The sequence below is a fragment of the Mycobacteroides sp. H003 genome, assembly GCF_001440135.1.
Classification (GTDB): domain Bacteria; phylum Actinomycetota; class Actinomycetes; order Mycobacteriales; family Mycobacteriaceae; genus Mycobacterium; species Mycobacterium gwanakae.
On record NZ_LJYL01000009.1, the window covers coordinates 565,610 to 583,276 of the forward strand.

Here is a 17,667-nt window from a genome sequence, read left to right on the forward strand (position 1 = left end):
GCTACTGTCCGGCCTGTTGCACCTTTTCCACACCAGATCCATTCCAGCGGAACGACACCACACTTTCGAGACCGGGAATGCCGTTGGAGAAATTGAGTACCACCGTGTCCAGGGTGCTCGCCGACAGGTCGATGGCGTTGTAACCGTAGGTATCGGGGACACCATGGGAGATCACCCCACCCAGATGGAAGAACACTGCACGGGTGGCGGAATCGGCCGCGTGTGTGGCTCCGTTGCCGGTGGTGACGATGATCGCCGACAGGGGAGCGCACTTGTTGTAGTTGCCCGCTACCGGTACTGGATTCCACGTGGCGGCACTATCGGGTCCCGGGGGTAAGAGTGCGATGGCCGCCGCGATGGCCGGGTCCTTCAGATTCACCGTGCAGTCGTCGTTGGTCGACGGCGGCGGTTTGGGCTTGGATGTGGGGCCCGCGGTCCCGGGAGATGACGGCGTTTGCGACGGTGAGGCAATGGTGTTGGTGGGCGTTTTGGACACCGTGCTGTCGCCGCCGGTGCACGCGCAGGCGAGGGCGAGCGCAGCCGGAAGCACGGTCAGCGCGGCCACCACATCCATCCTTCGCACGGCCCCGCACACTACCGACATTTATCGAAGATGCCACGGAGGCGGGAGTTGAGCGCTATAGCGCCTAGACTTCTTGACGCCATGACCTCTACAGATATCCCCACGCCCGACACCGGCGAATCGAGTGCACCACGCGCGGATGACGCCGTCACCTTCGCGGACCTACAGATTGCCCCCGAGGTGCTGCGTGCGGTGTCCGACGTGGGGTACGAAACACCGTCGGCGATTCAGGCCGCCACCATCCCGCCGTTGTTGGCAGGTTCGGATGTGGTGGGCCTGGCGCAGACCGGTACCGGGAAGACGGCGGCGTTCGCCATCCCCATCCTCTCGAAAATCGATCTGACCTCCAAGAACACCCAGGCCTTGGTGCTGGCGCCCACACGTGAGCTAGCGCTGCAGGTCGCCGAGGCGTTCGGCCGGTACGGCGCCCATATGCCCAAGCTGAATGTGCTGCCGATCTATGGCGGCCAGTCGTATGTGGTGCAGCTGTCGGGCCTCAAGCGAGGGGCTCAGGTTGTGGTCGGGACACCAGGGCGTGTCATCGATCACCTGGAGCGCGGCACGTTGGATCTGTCGCACTTGGACTATCTGGTGCTGGACGAGGCCGACGAGATGCTCACCATGGGCTTCGCCGAGGATGTCGAACGCATCCTGGCCGATACCCCCGAGTACAAGCAGGTGGCGCTGTTCTCGGCCACCATGCCCACCACCATCCGCCGGCTCACCAAGAAGTACCTGCACGACCCGGTGGAGATCAAGGTCGAGGCAAAGACGTCCACGGCCGAGAACATCACTCAGCGCTTCATCCAGGTGGCGGGCCCCCGCAAGATGGACGCGCTCACCCGGATTCTCGAGGTCGAGACGTTCGAGGCGATGATCGTGTTCGTCAGGACCAAACAGGCCACCGAGGAGGTGGCCGAAAAGCTCAAGGCGCGCGGATTCGCCGCGGCGGCGATCAACGGCGATATCAACCAGGCACAACGTGAGCGGACCATCAACGCGCTCAAGAGCGGGACCATCGACATCCTGGTGGCCACCGACGTCGCCGCCCGCGGTCTGGACGTCGAACGCATCTCCCACGTGCTCAACTACGACATTCCGCACGACACGGAGTCGTATGTGCACCGCATCGGCCGCACCGGTCGCGCGGGCCGCTCGGGTACTGCGGTGTTGTTCGTCTCTCCGCGTGAGCGGCATCTGCTCAAGGCCATCGAGAAGGCCACCGGTGCCAGGCTTGCCGAGGAGCCGCTGCCGTCGGTCGACGATGTCAATGCCCAGCGCGTGACGAAGTTCCGCGATGCCATTACCGCTGCGCTCGCGGCACCGGAAATCGAACTGTTCCGCCGGCTCGTCGAGGACTACGAACGCGATCACAATGTGCCGGTGGCCGATATCGCCGCAGCGCTGGCGGTACTGTCGCGCGACGGCGAGCAGTTCCTGCTCAAGCCCGATCCGCCCCGCGATCCCCGCCATGAGCGTGGGGAACGCCCCGAGCGTGGGCCCCGCGAACCGCGCACGCAGACTCCCGGCTTGGCGACGTATCGCATTGCTGTCGGCAAGCGGCACAAGGTGATGCCCGGCGCCATCGTAGGCGCGATTGCGAACGAAGGCGGTTTGCATCGCAGCGACTTCGGGCACATCACGATCCGCCCCGATCACTCACTTGTGGAGCTGCCCGCCAAGCTGTCGCCCAAGACGCTGAAGGCACTGGAGAACACCCGAATCTCCGGTGTGCTCATCGAACTGCGCCCCGCAGGTGGGGCCGATGGTGCGCGCCCGGCCCGCAAGTTCTCGGATCGCAAGCGTCCAGACCACAAGCACACGGACCACAAACGGTCGGAGGCGAAGCGTCCCAAGCGGTCCCCCAAGAAACCATGACGGCGGTCCCCGCGACTGACAGTGCCCCCGTCGTCCATGGTCCCGGACGCGTCGCTGCGCTCACGGGTATCCGGGCGGTGGCCGCGACCCTCGTGGTGGCCACCCATGCGGCCTACAGCACCGGGAATTATGTCGTCGACGGCGTCTCGCCATGGCGGGCCTATCTGCACCTGATGCAGGCCCGTTTGGAGATCGGTGTCCCGATTTTCTTCGTTCTGTCCGGGTTCTTGCTGTTCCTGCCCTGGGTGCGTGCCGCTGCCGATGGAACTGCCCCACCCTCGGTGAAACGCTATGCCTGGCACAGGTTTCGGCGCATCATGCCGGCGTACTGGATTCTGGTGGCGATCGCGTACACCTGGTATCACATCCGGGATCAATATCCGAACCCCGGACACACCTGGCTGGGCTTGCTTCGAAACCTCACGCTCACCCAGATTTACACCTCCAATTACGGGTATCGCTATATCCATCAAGGCATGACTCAGATCTGGAGTCTTGCCGTCGAGGCGGCGTTCTACGTCGCGTTGCCCTTCTTGGCGTGGCTGCTGATCAAGAAACTCTGTGGGGGTCAATGGCGGCCGGTGCGCCTGCTGGTTGGTCTGGGTGCTCTGGTCCTGGTGACACCGGCGTGGATGACGCTGGTGTACACCGTCAGTGCCCTTCCCGATGGGGCGAAACTGTGGCTTCCGGCCTACCTTTCGTGGTTCGTGGGCGGCATGATTTTGTCCGTTCTCGCCGTGATGGGTGTGCGGTGCTACGCGCTGGTGACCGTGCCGCTCGCGATCATCTGCTACCTCATCGTGTCCACGCGGATAGCCGGAGACCCGACAACCTCGCCGTGGGCGCTGCCGCAAGCACTGACCAAATCGATCTTCTACGTGGTGATTGCGACATTGCTGGTCGCGCCCGCCGGGCTGGGTGACAACGGCTGGTATGTCAGGTTTCTCTCGTCGCGGCCCATGGTGTGGCTGGGCGAGATCTCCTACGAGCTTTTCCTCATCCACATGATCCTGATGGAGATCGTGATGGTCGACCTACTGCACTACCACGTCTATACCGGGTCGGTGGTGATCGTTTTTCTGGTGACGATGGTGGTCAGCGTGCCTGCGTCGTGGCTGATCCATCGGGCTGCGCAGATGCTGCTGGCGTGGGGTTCACGTCTGCGGAAATCATGGGCGCGACGAACTCCGTGATCAGAGTGCGCTCGTCCTGGGGGTTGTCCTCGGGGTAGGACAGCAGCGAGATGATCACCCGGACATACCATTTAGCCCGCAGGTGAGTCACCGCAGTGACATTCTCCGCGGAGACAAACGCCGACACCATGGCGTTCAGGACTTCCGAATGCAGGGCCAGTGAACCGCCGACATACTCGCCGGGCCGGAACCAGGCCGACAGCGCCGGGTTTTCACGCACCAGCCGCAGGCTGGTGAGCACGGCGCTGACCAGCCGCTCCGTCGGATCGTCGATTCCGGCCACCGCTGTGGTGACCTGCCCGGTGATGGTTCGTGCCTCGCGGTGCACATAGGCGATATGCAGCGCCTCGCGGTTCTCGAAGTACCGGTACAGCGTTGCCCGGGAACAGCCGGCCGCTTTGGCGATTTCATTCATGCCCACGGCAGCGACGCCGTCGCGCACGAACAACTCGGCGGCCGCATCGAGGATCTTTTCCGCGGCGACCGAGGTCCGCGTGTCGCTCAACCAACTCATGCTGGTTCACGCTCTTCGCGCCGGCGCCTCATCGCACGATCATCGCACGCGGATGGGAACCGTCAGGGGCCTTCGCACATACGAGCCGTCCGCCCAGGTGACGCCGTCGAGATCGACCTCGAAATCCGGTATGCGGGTGAGTAGTTCCTCGAGCGCTACCCGAGACTGCATGCGTGCTGCTGCGGCCCCAAGACAGTGGTGATTTCCATGGCTGAAGGTGAGCAGCTTGCCTGGGTTCCGCAGGACGTTCAATTCGCCTGCATCATTGCCGTATTCGCGCTCGTCCCGGTTGGCACTGCCATAGAGCAGCAACGCACGCCGTCCCGCGGGAATCGTGGTGTCTCCGAAGGTGACGTCACGGGTTGCGGTGCGTGCCAGACCCTGCACCGGAGAGGTCAGGCGCAGGAATTCCTCCACGGCGCCCGGGATGAGCGATGGGTCTTCGATGAGCTTGCGGCGTTGGTCGGGGTACTGGTGCAAGAGTTGTATTGCACCGCCGAGCATTCCGGTGGTGGTGTCGTTACCGCCCGTCACCATGGTGAATGCGAATCCGAGGATCTGGAGCGTCCCGCTGATGTCTCCATCGGCGCCGACTCCGGCGGCGACGAGGTGGGACACGGTGTCGTCCTCGGGTTCGGCACGCCGCCGCTCGATGAGTCCGGTGAAATACATCATCAGTTCACCGATGGTCTGAGCGACCTCGCCCTGCATGGACTCGATGTCGATGGCACCGCCGGATGCCGCGGCGACGATGCCGTCGGTCCAGACATCGAACTGTGCACGGTCCTCCTCGGGGACCCCGAGGTAGTGCGCGACGACCATGGAGGGCAGTGGCTTGAACAGCTCGACGACGATATCGCCTTCGCCGCGTTCCTTGAGGCGCTCAAGGCGTTCCACCACGAACTCGCGCACCTTGGGTTCTACAGAGGTCACTTGGCGCGGTGTGAATCCGCGGGAGACGAGCTTGCGGAAGTTGGTGTGGGTGGGCGGGTCCTGCATGACCATGGGCGGATTGTCGCCCATGCCGGTCTTCTCGAGATCGCCGTACATGATGGTCAGACCCCGGGCCGAGGAGAACGTTTCCCAGTCACGCGCCGCCTCGTAGATGTCGGCGTGCCGAGTGAGCACGTAGTAGTCCTCGGTCGGGGCGTGCTCGGGTACCACGTGGTGCACCGGGTCGTGATCGCGAAGCGCCGTATACATCGGCCATGGATTGGTCCAGTTGTCGGATGCTCCGGGGATGTAGCGCGGCACAACTGCGTGAGACACATCGACTGACATGTCTTATGTGTAAGGCATGTGGCGTGGAGTGTCAACACTCTTTGTGAAACTAGACGAGCGTCCCAGGGTTCAGGATGCCTGCGGGGTCGAGCGCCTGCTTGATCCGGCGGTTGACTTCCAGCACCTCCGGCCCGACCTGGCCTCCCAACCATGGCTTCTTGAGCCGTCCCACTCCGTGCTCACCGGTGATAGTGCCTCCCAGGGAGATCGCCAGATTCATGATCTCGCCGAACGCGGCATGGGCGCGCTGCGACTCATCGGGGTCGTTGGGGTCGTGCACGATCAGTGGATGGGTGTTGCCGTCGCCGGCGTGCGCGATCACCGAGATGAGCAGCCCGTGTTGTGTGGCGATGGCTTCCACTCCTTCCACCAGCTCGGCGAGCTTGGGAAGCGGGACGCCCACATCTTCCAGCAGCAGCGGACCTTTCGCTTCCACCGCAGGGATTGCGAACCTGCGTGCCGCGACGAAGGCCTCGCCCTCGTTCTGGTCGTCGGTGGAAAAGACTTCGGCCGCATGGTGATCGGCAAATATCCGTGCCATTAGGTCGGCATCCTCTGCCGAGGTTCGACCGCGTTCATCCGAGCGGGCGACGAGCATGGCGGCGGCGGCGCGGTCCAGCCCCATCTTCAGTTTGTCCTCTACCGCGTTGATCGCCACCGAGTCCATGAATTCCAGCATCGACGGCCGGATCTGTGCGGTGATCGCCAGCACCGCGTCGGCCGCCTCGTGCACCGTATTGAACGTCGCCACCACGGTGCACGGCGGCGGTTGTGGGGGCAGTAGCCGCAGCGTGACCTCGGTGATCACTCCGAGGGATCCTTCGCTGCCGACGAAGAGTTTTGTAAGACTCAGTCCAGCAACATCTTTCAGTCGAGGTCCGCCCAGTCGCAGGATCGTGCCGTCGGCCAGGACGACGTGCATCCCCAGCACGTAGTCGGTGGTGACGCCGTACTTGACGCAGCACAGCCCGCCGGCGTTGGTCGCGATGTTGCCGCCGATGCTGCAGATCTCGAAGGATGATGGGTCCGGCGGATACCAGAGGCCGTGTTCGGCGGCGCTGGCCTTTACTTCCGCGTTGAGGGCGCCGGGCTGGGCGATCGCGACACGTGTGGTGGTGTCGATCGTGATAGCGCGCATCCGTTCGGTCGACAGCACGATGGCGCCGTCCTGGGCGGTCGACCCGCCGGACAGTCCTGTGCCCGCACCGCGGGGCACGACGGGGATGCGGTGGGTGCTGGCCCATTTCAGGGTCGCGGAGACCTGCTCCGTACTGCTGGGACGCACCACCGCGACAGGCGTTCCGGCGTCAGGATCGAAGGCGCGGTCCTGTCGATAGGAGGCGGTGATATCCGGATCGGTGATGACCGCACCCTCACCGAGGGTGGTTGCGAGCTCGTCGAGGGCGGTCTGGCTCATATCATTCGCGCCGTCGCGCCGGCGTCGATCGGCAGCACCGTTCCGGTGATGTGCGAGCTGGCTTCGTGAGCCAGGAACAACACGGCGCGGGTGACTTCCTCGGCTTTGAGGAAGGGCGCGTACTGCAGGTGCAGCGACGCGAAGACGGACTCGACGTCCTTGAGGGTCGGTTTGTCGAGGTCGGGGCGCATCATGCCGAAGACGAAATCGTTTTGTGTCATCGGGGTTTCGATGTTCCCCGGTGCGACGGCGTTGACGGTGATGCCGTAGCCGACGAGGTCATGCGCGGCGACCTTGGTCAGCCCGATGACGCCCCACTTCGACGACACGTACGAGGCCTGCGCCCACGTCGCACTGTGTCCGAGCATCGAGGAGACCGTGACGATCCGACCGTAGTTCCGCTTGATCATGCCGGGTGCCACGGCGGCGATGGTGTTGAAGGTTCCGGTGAGGTTGGTGCCGATGACCTCGTCCCATTGCGCAGACTCGACGTCGGGCAGCAGCGCGATGGTGCTGATACCGGCGTTGGTGATGGCGATATCGATTCCGCCGAGTGACTCCTCGGTCTCGGCGACAAACGCCTCCAGCGCTGCACGGTCTTTCACGTCGAGTTTGGCTGAGATGCACTGGCGTCCGGTCTTTTCGACCATCGCGACCGTCTCGGCCAAGTCGTCCTCGGTTGCCAGTGGATACCCCACGGCGTCGCTGTTCTCGCAGCGGTCACAGATCGCGATATCAGCGCCCGCCTCAGCCAGCGCCAGTGCGTGCGAACGCCCCATTCCGCGCGCGCCGCCGGTGATCAGTGCAGTTCTTCCCTCGAAATCAGCCACGGAGCCGACCCTACCGAGTGGGATCCTTTTGGGGCCGCTGTTCGTCCCGGTCCAACTCCCGCAAGACGGGCATCCGCGTGCTGGCGACGGCGATGAGGATCATGGGTATACCGATGATCGTCAAGGTCGACGCGACGCCGAACTTGTCGGCAATCGGGCCGGCGAGCATGAATCCGAGCGGCCCGGCGCAGTACGCGGTGGACGTCATGACGCCCACGACTCGCCCGCGCAAGTGTTCGGGGGAGCGGGTCTGCATCACGTAGTTGGCGATCGGCGCCACCGGTCCGTAGATGAAGCCCAGGCACGCGCCGAGTACCAGCAGCACCGCGATGGGTGGCAGAAGCGACATGCCCAGCGTGGTGATGCCGGCGGTGAAGGTGGCACACAGCATGATGGTGCGGCGTTGGACGTAGCGGACCATGGTGGCGTACCCGAGGGCGCCGAGCAGCCCGCCGACTGAGATGGCCATGAGTATCCAGCCGAGTTGCTGAGGTGTTCCGGCATCGCTGAAGTGCTTGGGCAGCAACACACTTTCGATCGGCAGGTACAGCGCCGTGATGGCCATGTCGATAAGTGCCAGGGTACGGAGGATCTTGACATTCCAGACGAACTTCAATCCCTCGACGACGCCGCTGACGACGCCGGTGGGCTTGGTTTCGGCAGCCGGTTTCCCGCTGCCATCGACCTTGAGAAAGGCGATGGCCACCACCGACACGACGAAGGTCGCAGCGGTGGCCCACATGGTGTTGACACCGCCGATGGAGGCGATCAGCAGACCTCCCAGACCTGGTCCCACGATGTAGGCGACGTTGAACACCGCTTCGTACATGCTGTTCATCCGGTCGAGCGACCAGCCGGCAGCCTTCGCCGCGGCAGGCAGCATTGATTCGCGTGCGGTGATCCCGGCGGGGTCGAAGATGGCGCCGAGCGCGGCAAGGCCCGCGAGCAGCGGCACGCTCAGCCCGGTCGTCATCGCCAGAATCGGTATGGCAGATACGGATAACAGCGAAAGTACGTCGGAGATTATCGACATCTTGCGTCGCCCGAAGAAGTCGACCGCGGTCCCCGAGATCAGGGTCGAGAAAACCAGCGGCAGGGTGCCAGCCGCGGCGACGATCGCGGCATCCGCGGCAGAGCCGGTGCGCTGCAGCACCAGCCAGGGGATCGCGACGATCGACACACCGTTGCCGATGGCGGCTACAACGGATGCGAAGAGCAGCAGGAGTACCGGCCGGCGATTCACCTGATCGATTGTCGGCGAATCCGCCGTCGGAGAGGACATGTCGCGGAAAAACGTAGCAGCGAGCTGGGCGGGTGGTCGAGCGAATTTCTTGGCTAGTTGGCCTGCACCGCTGCGCGGATGATTTGGGCGGTCGCTTCCAGGTTGGGATCGCGACGAACCATGAATCCCTTTGCGAAGGCAAGTTTGTCGCCTCCGCGTCGCGGCACCACGTGTAGGTGCGCGTGCATGACCGTCTGGAATGCGACGCGGCCGTCGTTGAGCGCCAGGTTGGTGCCATCGCTCTGCAGCTCCGAATTCGCGCATGGCGTTGGCGATGCGCTGGCCCACCGTCATGATGGCGGCGGCGTCATCGGGCTTCAGATCCGTGAGGTCCTGTGCGTGGGCCTTCGGGATCACCAGGGTGTGTCCGCGGGTGATGGGGCGGATATCGAGGAAGGCGAGCGTCGTCTCGTCCTCGTACACACGGAATGATGGCGACTCGCCGGCGACAATGGCGCAGAAGACACACGACATGAGCACACCGTAGCGGGTCGGCAGATCAATTCACTTCTGTCACAGCTGTTTCAGGGCATGGCTGGGTGCCGATGGGCGAGATTAGCGTCCGAACATGTATTCGATTGGGGTGTTGGGGGCTGCGGTTGATGCCTTCTGTGCTGATGCGATCGATGCGTTGAGCGCTTCTGAGGCGTTGGCGGTGTTGGCCCGGTCAGAGTGGCGCAGCGTCGGCTCTGCGCTGCTGGGCTGGGGTTGGTGCCTGCGGTGACGCCCAAGCCTCGCCGGTTGAACTCGCTGGTACCTCTCATGCCGATGTTTTGTCTGGGCGGTTGCATGTCAGTAAGGGGGCGGCGCGGCGCCGGATCGCTGATGCTGACTGGTTGGCAACCCGACGGGCGGTGACCGGTGAGGTGTTGGCGCCCGTATTGCCCCGCACCGCTGCGGCCTTTGAGCGGGGTGAGATCGGGGGCGAACACGTGCGGATCGTGCGGCAGTTCTAGGACCGCCGTTGCCCAGACTGCCGGGACGCCCGCCCCGATCACGAAAGCCGCCAACAGGCCCGTGCTGGGGGGGGTGTTGGAGGCGGCCTTGATGCCTTCTGTGACCGGGTCTGCATCCGTGGTTTAGCTGTGCGCCACCTCACTCCCGAACGTAATTTCCCGGTGCTCGGCGCGCTCACAGACGACTTCGGCGCCATAATCCTATTGCGGGAGTGTCCCATTCGGGCGGTGGGCGCAATCCGCCTGACCGTCGCGCGTCTGATCGCGCCTAGAGAATCAACTTATAGATGACAGACTTCGTCTACCAGTTGCGAACCCTATCGCCCAGTCTTATCGTTTCTGCTATCAGGTTCACGGCGAGTGATCGCCAAGTGCCAACGTTGTCACCTGATCGAAGTTCGAATCTATCGCCAACTGGCAGAGCCTTTTTCGGCTCGCCTTGAGCGAACCAGACGGCAAAGATGAAAGGCACTCTGATACCCATGAGCAATCTGCTTAGCTACGACCAGATTCACACCATTGTGCGTGAGGAATTGGCCGAGGTGCTCGGCATCGAGACCGAGGAAGTCACGACGGCGCCGATGTCTGACCAGGGCGTAGAGTCGCTCGATATCGTCGAACTCCGGCGCAATCTGGAGTCGAAGTTCCGCGTTACCTTCCCGCGCAGCAACGTTCTCAGCGCTCTCGCTGATGAGCTTGGAGGTAAGGACCGCGTGTACGACGCGGAAGGTCGGATCACCAAGCTGGCTGAAGGTGCGTTGTATCAATCGGCGTTCGGCTACACGGCCGACGACTTCCAGGCCGGTGCTTGGCCGCACGAGGTTTCGGGGGCGACAACGACCGCCCATTGGGCGTCGATGGCGCATCGCCTCCTCAACCCTTCGGCTGGTCCGGTCACCGGCGATGAACTTCTGGTCGCCGATGTGCGGGAAGCACTTACTCAGGCCAACTCGGCTGTCGCATAGCGTCTTTAGCTAAAGCATCTTCACAGATGGAGCTACAGAAACAGTCACCTGATGAGGACGATGTAGTCATCACAGGGATTGGACTTGTCGCGGGTACGGTTACCGATCCCGAGGAGCTATTTTGGCAGTTGAACGACGGTGCCTCCTTCATCCGGCAACACCAGGAGCATCGCGATGCTGAGTTGCCCGCGTCGGTTTCCGGGCATGTAGATGAGGAAACCGTGCGCAAGCTGGCGAGTGCCTTGCCGGAGCAGGCGGCTCGGGTTGGTGCGGCTGGTGTAATCGGATGGCATGCGGCAGTGGAGGCTTGGAAGCGCAGTGGCCTGCCTAACCTTGCGGGCAGCGACCGGGTCGGTGTGTTTGCCGCGTGCAACAAGCTCGCGTTCGCGCCGGACACACTCACGGATCTGTCTCGGCTCTATGACCGGCAAGCCGGCACGTTCGACCTCGACGCCTACCTGGACCATCGCGAGGCCGTATCGGATCTTCCGGATGATCTTCTACAGTTTCTTCCGGATACGCTGACCGCCTCTCTGGCCGAGTATTTCGGCCTCGGTGGACCGCTGGTGACTCATGCGGAGGCGTGTGCTGCGGGCGGTGTGGCGATCGGCAGCGGCTACCGGCATATTCGCTCCGGCGAATTGGATGTGGCGCTGGTCGGTGGCGCAGAGCGACTGACTACCTACAGCATCGTCACGGCTTTCGCTGCGCTCGGCGCGCTCGCCCCCACTGGTGACAAACCAAGCGCCGAGATAAGCAGGCCATTCGATAAGGCTCGCAACGGTTTCGTCATCGCCGACGGCGCCGCATTCCTTGTGCTGGAACGACGCTCGCACGCCGAAGCGCGTGGTGCACAGGCGCTGGCAAGAGTCGCCGGCTACACGGGCACCGCCGAAGCAGTACGGATAACCTCAAGCGAGCGGGACGGTGCGACATACGCGGCATGTATGCGTGCCGCGATCGCTGATGCCGGTCTGAATCCGTCAGACATACATCATGTGAACGCTCACGGGACGGGTACGCAAGCCAACGACGAGTGTGAAGCTGCAGCTCTGCACTTGGTGTTCGGTGCCGACGCGGCCTCAATTCCGTTGACCAGCACCAAGTCCTCGCTCGGTCATGGATTTGCGGCAAGCGGCGCGATCGAAGCCGTGCTGTCTGCGATGAGCTTGCGTGAACAGGTTATTCCGCCCACGCTGAATTTCAGCGAGCCGGACGATGTCACCAAAGGGCTCGACGTAGTCACCAAGGCCCGGCACTGTGAGTTCGACACCGTGCTCTCCAACTCCTTCGGCTTTGGCGGCATGAACTGCACACTAATCCTGGCAAAGGAAGCGTGACACTCGATGAATCAGCGGTTGGCGGTAGGACTGTGCAATCCAGGCTTGTATTCCGCAACCGGGCTCGGCGTGGAGGCCGTATGGGAAGCACTGCGAATAGGAAAAAAGAGCACTGTCCCAAACGAATTCATGTTCGGACCGTGGTCCGAGATTCCTGAAGTCTTCGCCGTTCCCGATCCAGATGCATCGACGCTTGGTATCCACCGAAAAGCACTGCGCACGACGGTGAAACAAACTCGCTTGGCGATGTATGGGGCTCAACTGTCACTGAAGGGCATCTCGGACGTGGGCCGCCCTGAGTGGGGCGCCTATCTCGGCTTACCTATGGTTCTCAGTCCGCTACTGCCGCAATGTGATACGCCTGACCTTGACGAGGTGGCGCAAGACCCCCAGAAGATCGCCGAGCTGTATCTTCGAGATATTCCACCGTTCTTCGCGCTGACAGATTCGAACAACACGGTGGCTGGCCATATCGCAATCCTGTTTGGGTTGACCGGCCCCACGTCGGTGTATTCGCCCTTCTCCGATGCAGGCATGCAGGCGCTGATCGAAGGTGCACTCGCAGTTGCGGAAGGCGATTGTGAGACTGCGTTGGTCGGCGCGGTAAGCCCGTCTATATCCCCTTGGTTGGCATTGCAATACGACGATCTGGAGTGGAACGGAGCGATCCCCGGCGAAGCGGCGGCATTCTTCAGCGTCGGGCAGTCCAGCGATGTTGTACTTACGGGCTACAGCCGCGGGTTCGCTACCAGTCAGAATCGCCCCGAGGTGCTTGCGGAGACGCTGCGAAATGCGTTGCGCATGGCCGAATTATCGGTTGAGGACGTGGGCTGGATACTGGCCGACAGCCCATGGACAGACGAGGTGGCTCACGCTCAGCATGCCGCGATTAGCGGCGTGTTCAACGATCAGGCGCCGGTGTTCTCCGCGGAGCAGGCCATCGGAGTTACCGGACCGGCACAGCCCTTGGTACACGTGTTGTTGGCCCGGCACGGACTGCTTCGCGGGCTGCGGCTGTTCCCGGCGAACGGAAACGGCGACGATGCCGTGGCCGAAGAATCACTGTCGAACAATCAGGCGGTTGTGGTGCTCAGTTGCGGTGTCCAAGGACAGGTTTGCGCTGTCGTAGTGGAGAAGGTGGCGCGATGAGCGATGTGAACCAGCCCCGGCACGGCAATCGTGTATTGGTGACGGGCCTTGGCGTGGTCTGTGGCCTTGGCATGAACTGGCAGTCCATGTGGGATGGATTGGTAAACGGGCGTTCGGCAATACAGGCATGGTCGCCGCCCGATGTTCCGAACTTCCCCGTCGGCTATGCGGCACCGGTAGACGACCAAGCGTTTACCGCGTTGTTTCCCGATTTCGGTGCGCCGATGGAGAGGCGCACCCGGTTTGGCCTCGCCGCCGCGCAGCAAGCACTGGAGGACGCCGGTGTGACGAACGCTGAGGCACTGGGCCGAGTCGGTGTTTCGATCGCCTCGGAAATGCCAGAACGTGAATCGGGAGAGTTGTTGAGTGCGTATGTCGATGGCGTCGTGGACTGGAAGCGCGTACACGAACAACAGATCGGACTTGACCGGTCCCACGCGCCGTTGGCCACCGGCGATGCCTTGGCGACCGAAATCGCTACGCGCTCTGGCCTAGCTGGTCCCACGCTGAACCTCAATACGGCGTGCGCCGGGGCAACACACGCACTCGGGCACGGCTTCCGGATGATCCGGCGCGGAGAAACGGATGCCGTGATCGCCGGGGGAGCGGTTAGCCCACTGAATCTGCCGATAATGACGAGTCTGTACCTGCTCGGCGCCCCATCAACATCAAAACTCTACGGCGACAGACTATGTCGGGCATTTGACCGCGATCGCAGTGGGATGGTCACGGCCGAGGGGGCAGCAATGGTGCTCTTGGAGAGCGAGTCGTCGGCACTGGCGCGCGGTGCGCATGTGTACGGCGAGGTGGCGGGATTCGGCAGCTCGCTGGACGCATATCAGGTCACCGCACCCCACCCGCAAGGAGGCGGGTCGGTTTTGGCGATGCAGCGTGCCCTCGCCGATGCTGGAGTCGCACCGTCCGAGGTGGGTTATGTAAGTGCGCACGGTACATCCACCCCGCTGAGCGACGCGGCCGAGACGGCGGCGATCAAGGAAGTGTTCCGCGCCGGTGAGCATTACCGCTCACTCATGGTCAGCTCTATCAAGACGATGCTGGGCCACATGCTCGCCGCGGCGGGCGCCCAGCAGCTGATATCGACGGTGCTGTCGCTGCGCGACGGAATCATCCCGCCGACGCTCAACCTGGAGAACCCCGACCCGGCCTGTGACCTTGATTATGTGCCGGGTCAGGCCCGCAAGGCCGATGTCGAGGTGGCAATCAACAACTCGCTCGGGTTCGGTGGGCTCAACGCTGCTCTGGTGGTACGCCGTTATGACAACTGAACATTCAGATCAATCAATAGTCGTGACGGGAACCGGCGTGGTACTGCCGACGGGTCGTCACATCACGCCCTTGTGGGATGCCTGGACTGACGGAAAACCGGCTATTTCGCCGTACCTCGATCCGCTGGTCTCCACGCGCCGGATCACGCATTTCGGCCATGTACCGGCCGAGGTCGTGGAGCAAAGCCGGGAAGCGGTGCCACACAGACAGCGGAAATACGGCACCCCGTACACCTTCAACGCGGTATTGGCAGCTCAAGATGCGATCATCGAGGCTGGACCAGGCTGGGCGACCATCGATGATCATCGACGCGGACTATTTGTCGCACAGGACAATTCCACTACACCGAGCATCGGAACCTTCGCGCGAGGACTGACACAACTGGGTGAGGGCCGCGAAATCGATTTCGGCGCAGTGACAAACGAGCTACTCATGAACGGAGGGCTTGATCCGTTCACCATCATTCATGCCCTCAACAACAACACGCTCGCGCTGGTAAGCATCGTCCATGAGCTCCGCGGGGATTGCGCAGCGCTGGTCCAGGGCGAATCTGCGGCAGTCACCGCGCTGCAACGAGCCAAGTTCAGTCTGCGTAACGGGCATTGCGATATCGCGCTGGTGGTGGGTGCAGGCAGCTACAACGAACCACTCACGCTGGCCGGGCATTACCGCCTGGGCCATCTCAGTAAAGATGCTGGCGGCGACGGCCAGCTGCGGAGTTTCGATAGTGCGCAAGACGGAACGATCCTGAGTGAAGGCGCGGTAGCGCTGGTGTTGGAACGCTCGCGAGACGCGACCGCCCGCGGTGCCACACCGCTGGTCCAATTATGTGACACGGTTGTCGTTTCGGGCAGCCGCGGCGCCGGGCCCGCACACGTCGCTGGCCGTTATGAAGGCATGCTGCACCAGAACGGGATTGGCACAGAGCAACTCGGTGCGGTGCTGGCCGACGGCAAGGCGGCCCCCGGCTACGACACCGCCGAGATCGAACTGCTCACCACCTTGTTCAAGGGCAGTGGCATACCCGTATCGACCGTTCGGCCGATAACCGGTACGCCAGGTGCGGCCGGCCCGCTGGTCGATATTGCACTCGCTGGGCAAATTTTCACCGAAAATACTCTGCCGGCAATCGCCCATCTCGGAGATCCACTGTCTGATCAGCTCGAGTTCGTACGGGGCGGACCCCGAAAGCAGCGGATCGACTCAGTTCTGGGCACCTATACCAACTTCAACGGAATCTCCAGTGCGGTACTGGCCAAACGTCCAGACACAGCGGGCGCGGCGTGAACATCAGGACCACTTGAGCATCACAAACCAGGGAGAAACGTGTCTTTGAGCGGCAAAGAGTTTGAAGGTCAGGTTGCACTTGTCACCGGGGCCTCACGCGGAATCGGACGTTCCATCGCATTGGCGCTTGCCGAACATGGGGCGGATATCGCAGTGCACTACGGAAACTCGAAACCGGCAGCAGAAGAGGTCGCCGAAAAAATATCCGCGTTGGGTAGACGGGTCCTCCTCTGTCAGGGCGACATAGCCGATCCCGCAGTACCCGAGCTGCTAGCGGATACCGTGCACGCCGAATTCGGCCGGATCGACGTCCTTGTGAACAACGCGGGCACTCACGGAGCCGGACTGCTCCTTGACATCGCCCCGGATTATCTCGAGGAGACGGTGGCTACCAACCTCCTGGGCCCCATCCGGATGACGAAAGCTGTCGTCGCGCACATGCTGGGCCAGCGATACGGACGAATCATCAATATTTCATCCGTGGCCGCCGGCAAGCCCGATAGCGGCCAATCTAGTTATGCCGCAACCAAAGGTGGCTTGGAGTCGTTCACCAAAGCCATAGCCGTTGAGTTCGCGTCGCGAAACATCATCTCGAACGCGGTGGCGCCAGGCGTCATCTACACCGACATGGCGGAGATTACGCGTACCCATGTCCCTGCCACCTTCGAACGCTTGAAGGCCCAGATACTGGCCAAAGACTTTGCAAAGCCGGAAGTAGTTGCCAACGCCGTCCTGTACCTCGCGAGCCCCCACAACACCTACATCACGGGCGCGGTTCTACATATCGACGGCGGATACAAGATGAAGTAGCGACGAAAGCCGAAGAGCGCGAACGTATCACAATTTCTCAGACAGCATCCGCTGGGTTTCATCACAGACGGGCGCCTCGACAGACTAAGGAGGACAGGTGCGCAGGACCGATGAGTTACTGCCTGGCAATCCTTGGCTGCGCAGGCTCCGCGACGGGAGCGGTGCGACGCGGGTGATCTGTTTCCCCCATGCAGGCGGTTCCGCCAGTTACTTCAGGGGATTGGCGAAGATGCTGCCCGTCGACACCGAAGTGCTCGCCGTGCAATACCCGGGACGGGGAAATAGATTGCGCGAGCGGCCGATAGAGTCAGTGCCCCTGCTCGCAGAAGGCATCGCATCGGCCCTACCCGCTAGCGATAAGCAAGACGTACTGTTCGGTCATAGCCTCGGTGGCCATATAGCGTTCGAGGTGGCGCAGCGGCTGCCTGTTCGCAAACTTGTGGTGTCCGGGATAGTGGCACCGTCCAAGGTGGTCGATCTCGGTTATCGCCTACTCGACGAGGCCGAAGGAATCGAAAGAATAGCGGCTCTGGGTGGCTTGCCACCCGAGATCCTCAACGACCCCTCGGCCCTCAGCGCTCTTTTACCGGTGCTGCGAAGCGATTTCACGGCCGGCGAGACATACACCCCACCGCCCGACGCGACCGTCGGTTGCGATATCACCGCGCTCATCGGTGACCACGACGTCTTGGCCCCACAGGAGCGGGTGAGTTCGTGGCGCGAACACACACGTGGCAATTTCGATCTGCAGGTATTCCGCGGCGGCGGGCATTTCTACTTGGAAGACCACATCGACGAAGTAAGCGCCTGCCTCGTTCGGGCGTTCAACGTCAGCCCAATCATCTAGGCGACGATGCAAAAAGCTACTGCCGGAGAATTTCTGACCCCACTGGGA

15 protein-coding genes and 2 pseudogenes are annotated in these 17,667 nt (G+C 62.6%); 10 read left to right on the plus strand and 7 right to left on the minus strand.

Translation table 11 applies throughout. The features are described from left to right. Position 1: 1 nt before the first annotated feature. Positions 2–574, minus strand: coding sequence for an LppP/LprE family lipoprotein (locus AOT87_RS03090; protein ID WP_057969278.1), 573 nt, complete (start codon positions 572–574; stop codon positions 2–4). Between the two features lie 90 nt (positions 575–664). Here AOT87_RS03090 and AOT87_RS03095 point away from each other — a divergent pair, with 90 nt between their 5' ends. Continuing rightward, positions 665–2,461 carry a DEAD/DEAH box helicase gene (locus AOT87_RS03095; protein ID WP_057965156.1) on the plus strand — a complete coding sequence of 599 codons (1,797 nt, stop codon included), beginning with the start codon at positions 665–667 and terminating at the stop codon, positions 2,459–2,461. Continuing rightward, on the plus strand, positions 2,458–3,654 hold the full coding sequence (locus AOT87_RS03100; protein WP_057969279.1) for an acyltransferase: 1,197 nt from the start codon (positions 2,458–2,460) through the stop codon (positions 3,652–3,654). The genes AOT87_RS03095 and AOT87_RS03100 overlap by 4 nt, the downstream gene beginning before the upstream one ends. Here the strand turns inward: AOT87_RS03100 and AOT87_RS03105 are convergent. The 6 genes and pseudogenes from AOT87_RS03105 to AOT87_RS03130 all read right to left on the minus strand — a co-directional run bounded on the left by AOT87_RS03105 (position 3,557) and on the right by AOT87_RS03130 (position 9,452). Then, positions 3,557–4,168, minus strand: a complete 612-nt coding sequence (locus tag AOT87_RS03105) for a TetR/AcrR family transcriptional regulator (RefSeq protein WP_057969280.1) — start codon at positions 4,166–4,168, stop codon at positions 3,557–3,559. The two genes, AOT87_RS03100 and AOT87_RS03105, sit on opposite strands and share 98 nt — an antisense overlap. A gap of 39 nt (positions 4,169–4,207) precedes the next feature. After that, positions 4,208–5,449 carry a cytochrome P450 gene (locus AOT87_RS03110; RefSeq protein WP_057969281.1) on the minus strand — a complete coding sequence of 414 codons (1,242 nt, stop codon included), beginning with the start codon at positions 5,447–5,449 and terminating at the stop codon, positions 4,208–4,210. Positions 5,450–5,498: 49 nt separating this feature from the next. Then, positions 5,499–6,866: an FAD-linked oxidase C-terminal domain-containing protein gene (locus tag AOT87_RS03115; protein WP_057969282.1), complete on the minus strand. Its 1,368-nt coding sequence runs from the start codon at positions 6,864–6,866 to the stop codon at positions 5,499–5,501. Then, positions 6,863–7,696 carry a mycofactocin-coupled SDR family oxidoreductase gene (locus AOT87_RS03120; protein ID WP_057969283.1) on the minus strand — a complete coding sequence of 278 codons (834 nt, stop codon included), beginning with the start codon at positions 7,694–7,696 and terminating at the stop codon, positions 6,863–6,865. Before AOT87_RS03120 ends, AOT87_RS03115 begins: the two co-directional genes overlap by 4 nt. Before the next feature lie 10 nt (positions 7,697–7,706). Next, a complete protein-coding gene (locus AOT87_RS03125) occupies positions 7,707–8,978 on the minus strand; it encodes an MFS transporter (protein ID WP_057969284.1) in 1,272 nt (423 codons plus the stop codon). Between the two features lie 53 nt (positions 8,979–9,031). Beyond that, positions 9,032–9,452, minus strand: a pseudogene (locus tag AOT87_RS03130) (HIT family protein). A 94-nt stretch (positions 9,453–9,546) separates the two neighbouring features. Between AOT87_RS03130 and AOT87_RS29570 the strand changes: the two are divergent. The 8 genes and pseudogenes from AOT87_RS29570 to AOT87_RS03170 all read left to right on the plus strand — a co-directional run. Beyond that, a pseudogene (locus tag AOT87_RS29570) lies at positions 9,547–9,931 on the plus strand (DUF222 domain-containing protein); the annotation flags it as partial. Positions 9,932–10,395: 464 nt separating this feature from the next. Continuing rightward, positions 10,396–10,899, plus strand: a complete 504-nt coding sequence (locus AOT87_RS03140) for a phosphopantetheine-binding protein (protein ID WP_030094851.1) — start codon at positions 10,396–10,398, stop codon at positions 10,897–10,899. A gap of 26 nt (positions 10,900–10,925) precedes the next feature. After that, positions 10,926–12,239, plus strand: coding sequence for a beta-ketoacyl-[acyl-carrier-protein] synthase family protein (locus AOT87_RS03145; protein WP_057968723.1), 1,314 nt, complete (start codon positions 10,926–10,928; stop codon positions 12,237–12,239). A gap of 6 nt (positions 12,240–12,245) precedes the next feature. Continuing rightward, positions 12,246–13,388, plus strand: a complete 1,143-nt coding sequence (locus AOT87_RS03150; RefSeq protein ID WP_057968722.1) for a beta-ketoacyl synthase N-terminal-like domain-containing protein — start codon at positions 12,246–12,248, stop codon at positions 13,386–13,388. Continuing rightward, positions 13,385–14,674, plus strand: a complete 1,290-nt coding sequence (locus tag AOT87_RS03155; protein WP_057965147.1) for a beta-ketoacyl-[acyl-carrier-protein] synthase family protein — start codon at positions 13,385–13,387, stop codon at positions 14,672–14,674. Before AOT87_RS03150 ends, AOT87_RS03155 begins: the two co-directional genes overlap by 4 nt. Before the next feature lie 22 nt (positions 14,675–14,696). Further along, positions 14,697–15,962, plus strand: a complete 1,266-nt coding sequence (locus AOT87_RS03160) for a beta-ketoacyl synthase N-terminal-like domain-containing protein (protein ID WP_057968721.1) — start codon at positions 14,697–14,699, stop codon at positions 15,960–15,962. Between the two features lie 39 nt (positions 15,963–16,001). Next, on the plus strand, positions 16,002–16,772 hold the full coding sequence (locus tag AOT87_RS03165) for a 3-oxoacyl-ACP reductase family protein (protein WP_057968720.1): 771 nt from the start codon (positions 16,002–16,004) through the stop codon (positions 16,770–16,772). Between the two features lie 97 nt (positions 16,773–16,869). Beyond that, positions 16,870–17,619, plus strand: coding sequence for an alpha/beta fold hydrolase (locus tag AOT87_RS03170; protein WP_057968719.1), 750 nt, complete (start codon positions 16,870–16,872; stop codon positions 17,617–17,619). The last annotated feature ends 48 nt before the right edge of the window (positions 17,620–17,667 follow it).

Excerpts from the sequence above, each read along its gene's own strand:
- AOT87_RS03140 (WP_030094851.1), top strand. The coding sequence starts at position 10,396 with ATGAAAGGCACTCTGATACCCATGAGCAATCTGCTTAGCTACGACCAG.
- AOT87_RS03150 (WP_057968722.1), top strand. The coding sequence starts at position 12,246 with ATGAATCAGCGGTTGGCGGTAGGACTGTGCAATCCAGGCTTGTATTCC.
- AOT87_RS03125 (WP_057969284.1), bottom strand. The coding sequence starts at position 8,978 with ATGTCCTCTCCGACGGCGGATTCGCCGACAATCGATCAGGTGAATCGC.
- AOT87_RS03145 (WP_057968723.1), top strand. The coding sequence starts at position 10,926 with ATGGAGCTACAGAAACAGTCACCTGATGAGGACGATGTAGTCATCACA.
- AOT87_RS03115 (WP_057969282.1), bottom strand. The coding sequence starts at position 6,866 with ATGAGCCAGACCGCCCTCGACGAGCTCGCAACCACCCTCGGTGAGGGT.
- AOT87_RS03100 (WP_057969279.1), top strand. The coding sequence starts at position 2,458 with ATGACGGCGGTCCCCGCGACTGACAGTGCCCCCGTCGTCCATGGTCCC.
- AOT87_RS03155 (WP_057965147.1), top strand. The coding sequence starts at position 13,385 with ATGAGCGATGTGAACCAGCCCCGGCACGGCAATCGTGTATTGGTGACG.
- AOT87_RS03110 (WP_057969281.1), bottom strand. The coding sequence starts at position 5,449 with ATGTCAGTCGATGTGTCTCACGCAGTTGTGCCGCGCTACATCCCCGGA.
- AOT87_RS03090 (WP_057969278.1), bottom strand. The coding sequence starts at position 574 with ATGGATGTGGTGGCCGCGCTGACCGTGCTTCCGGCTGCGCTCGCCCTC.
- AOT87_RS03095 (WP_057965156.1), top strand. The coding sequence starts at position 665 with ATGACCTCTACAGATATCCCCACGCCCGACACCGGCGAATCGAGTGCA.
- AOT87_RS03105 (WP_057969280.1), bottom strand. The coding sequence starts at position 4,168 with ATGAGTTGGTTGAGCGACACGCGGACCTCGGTCGCCGCGGAAAAGATC.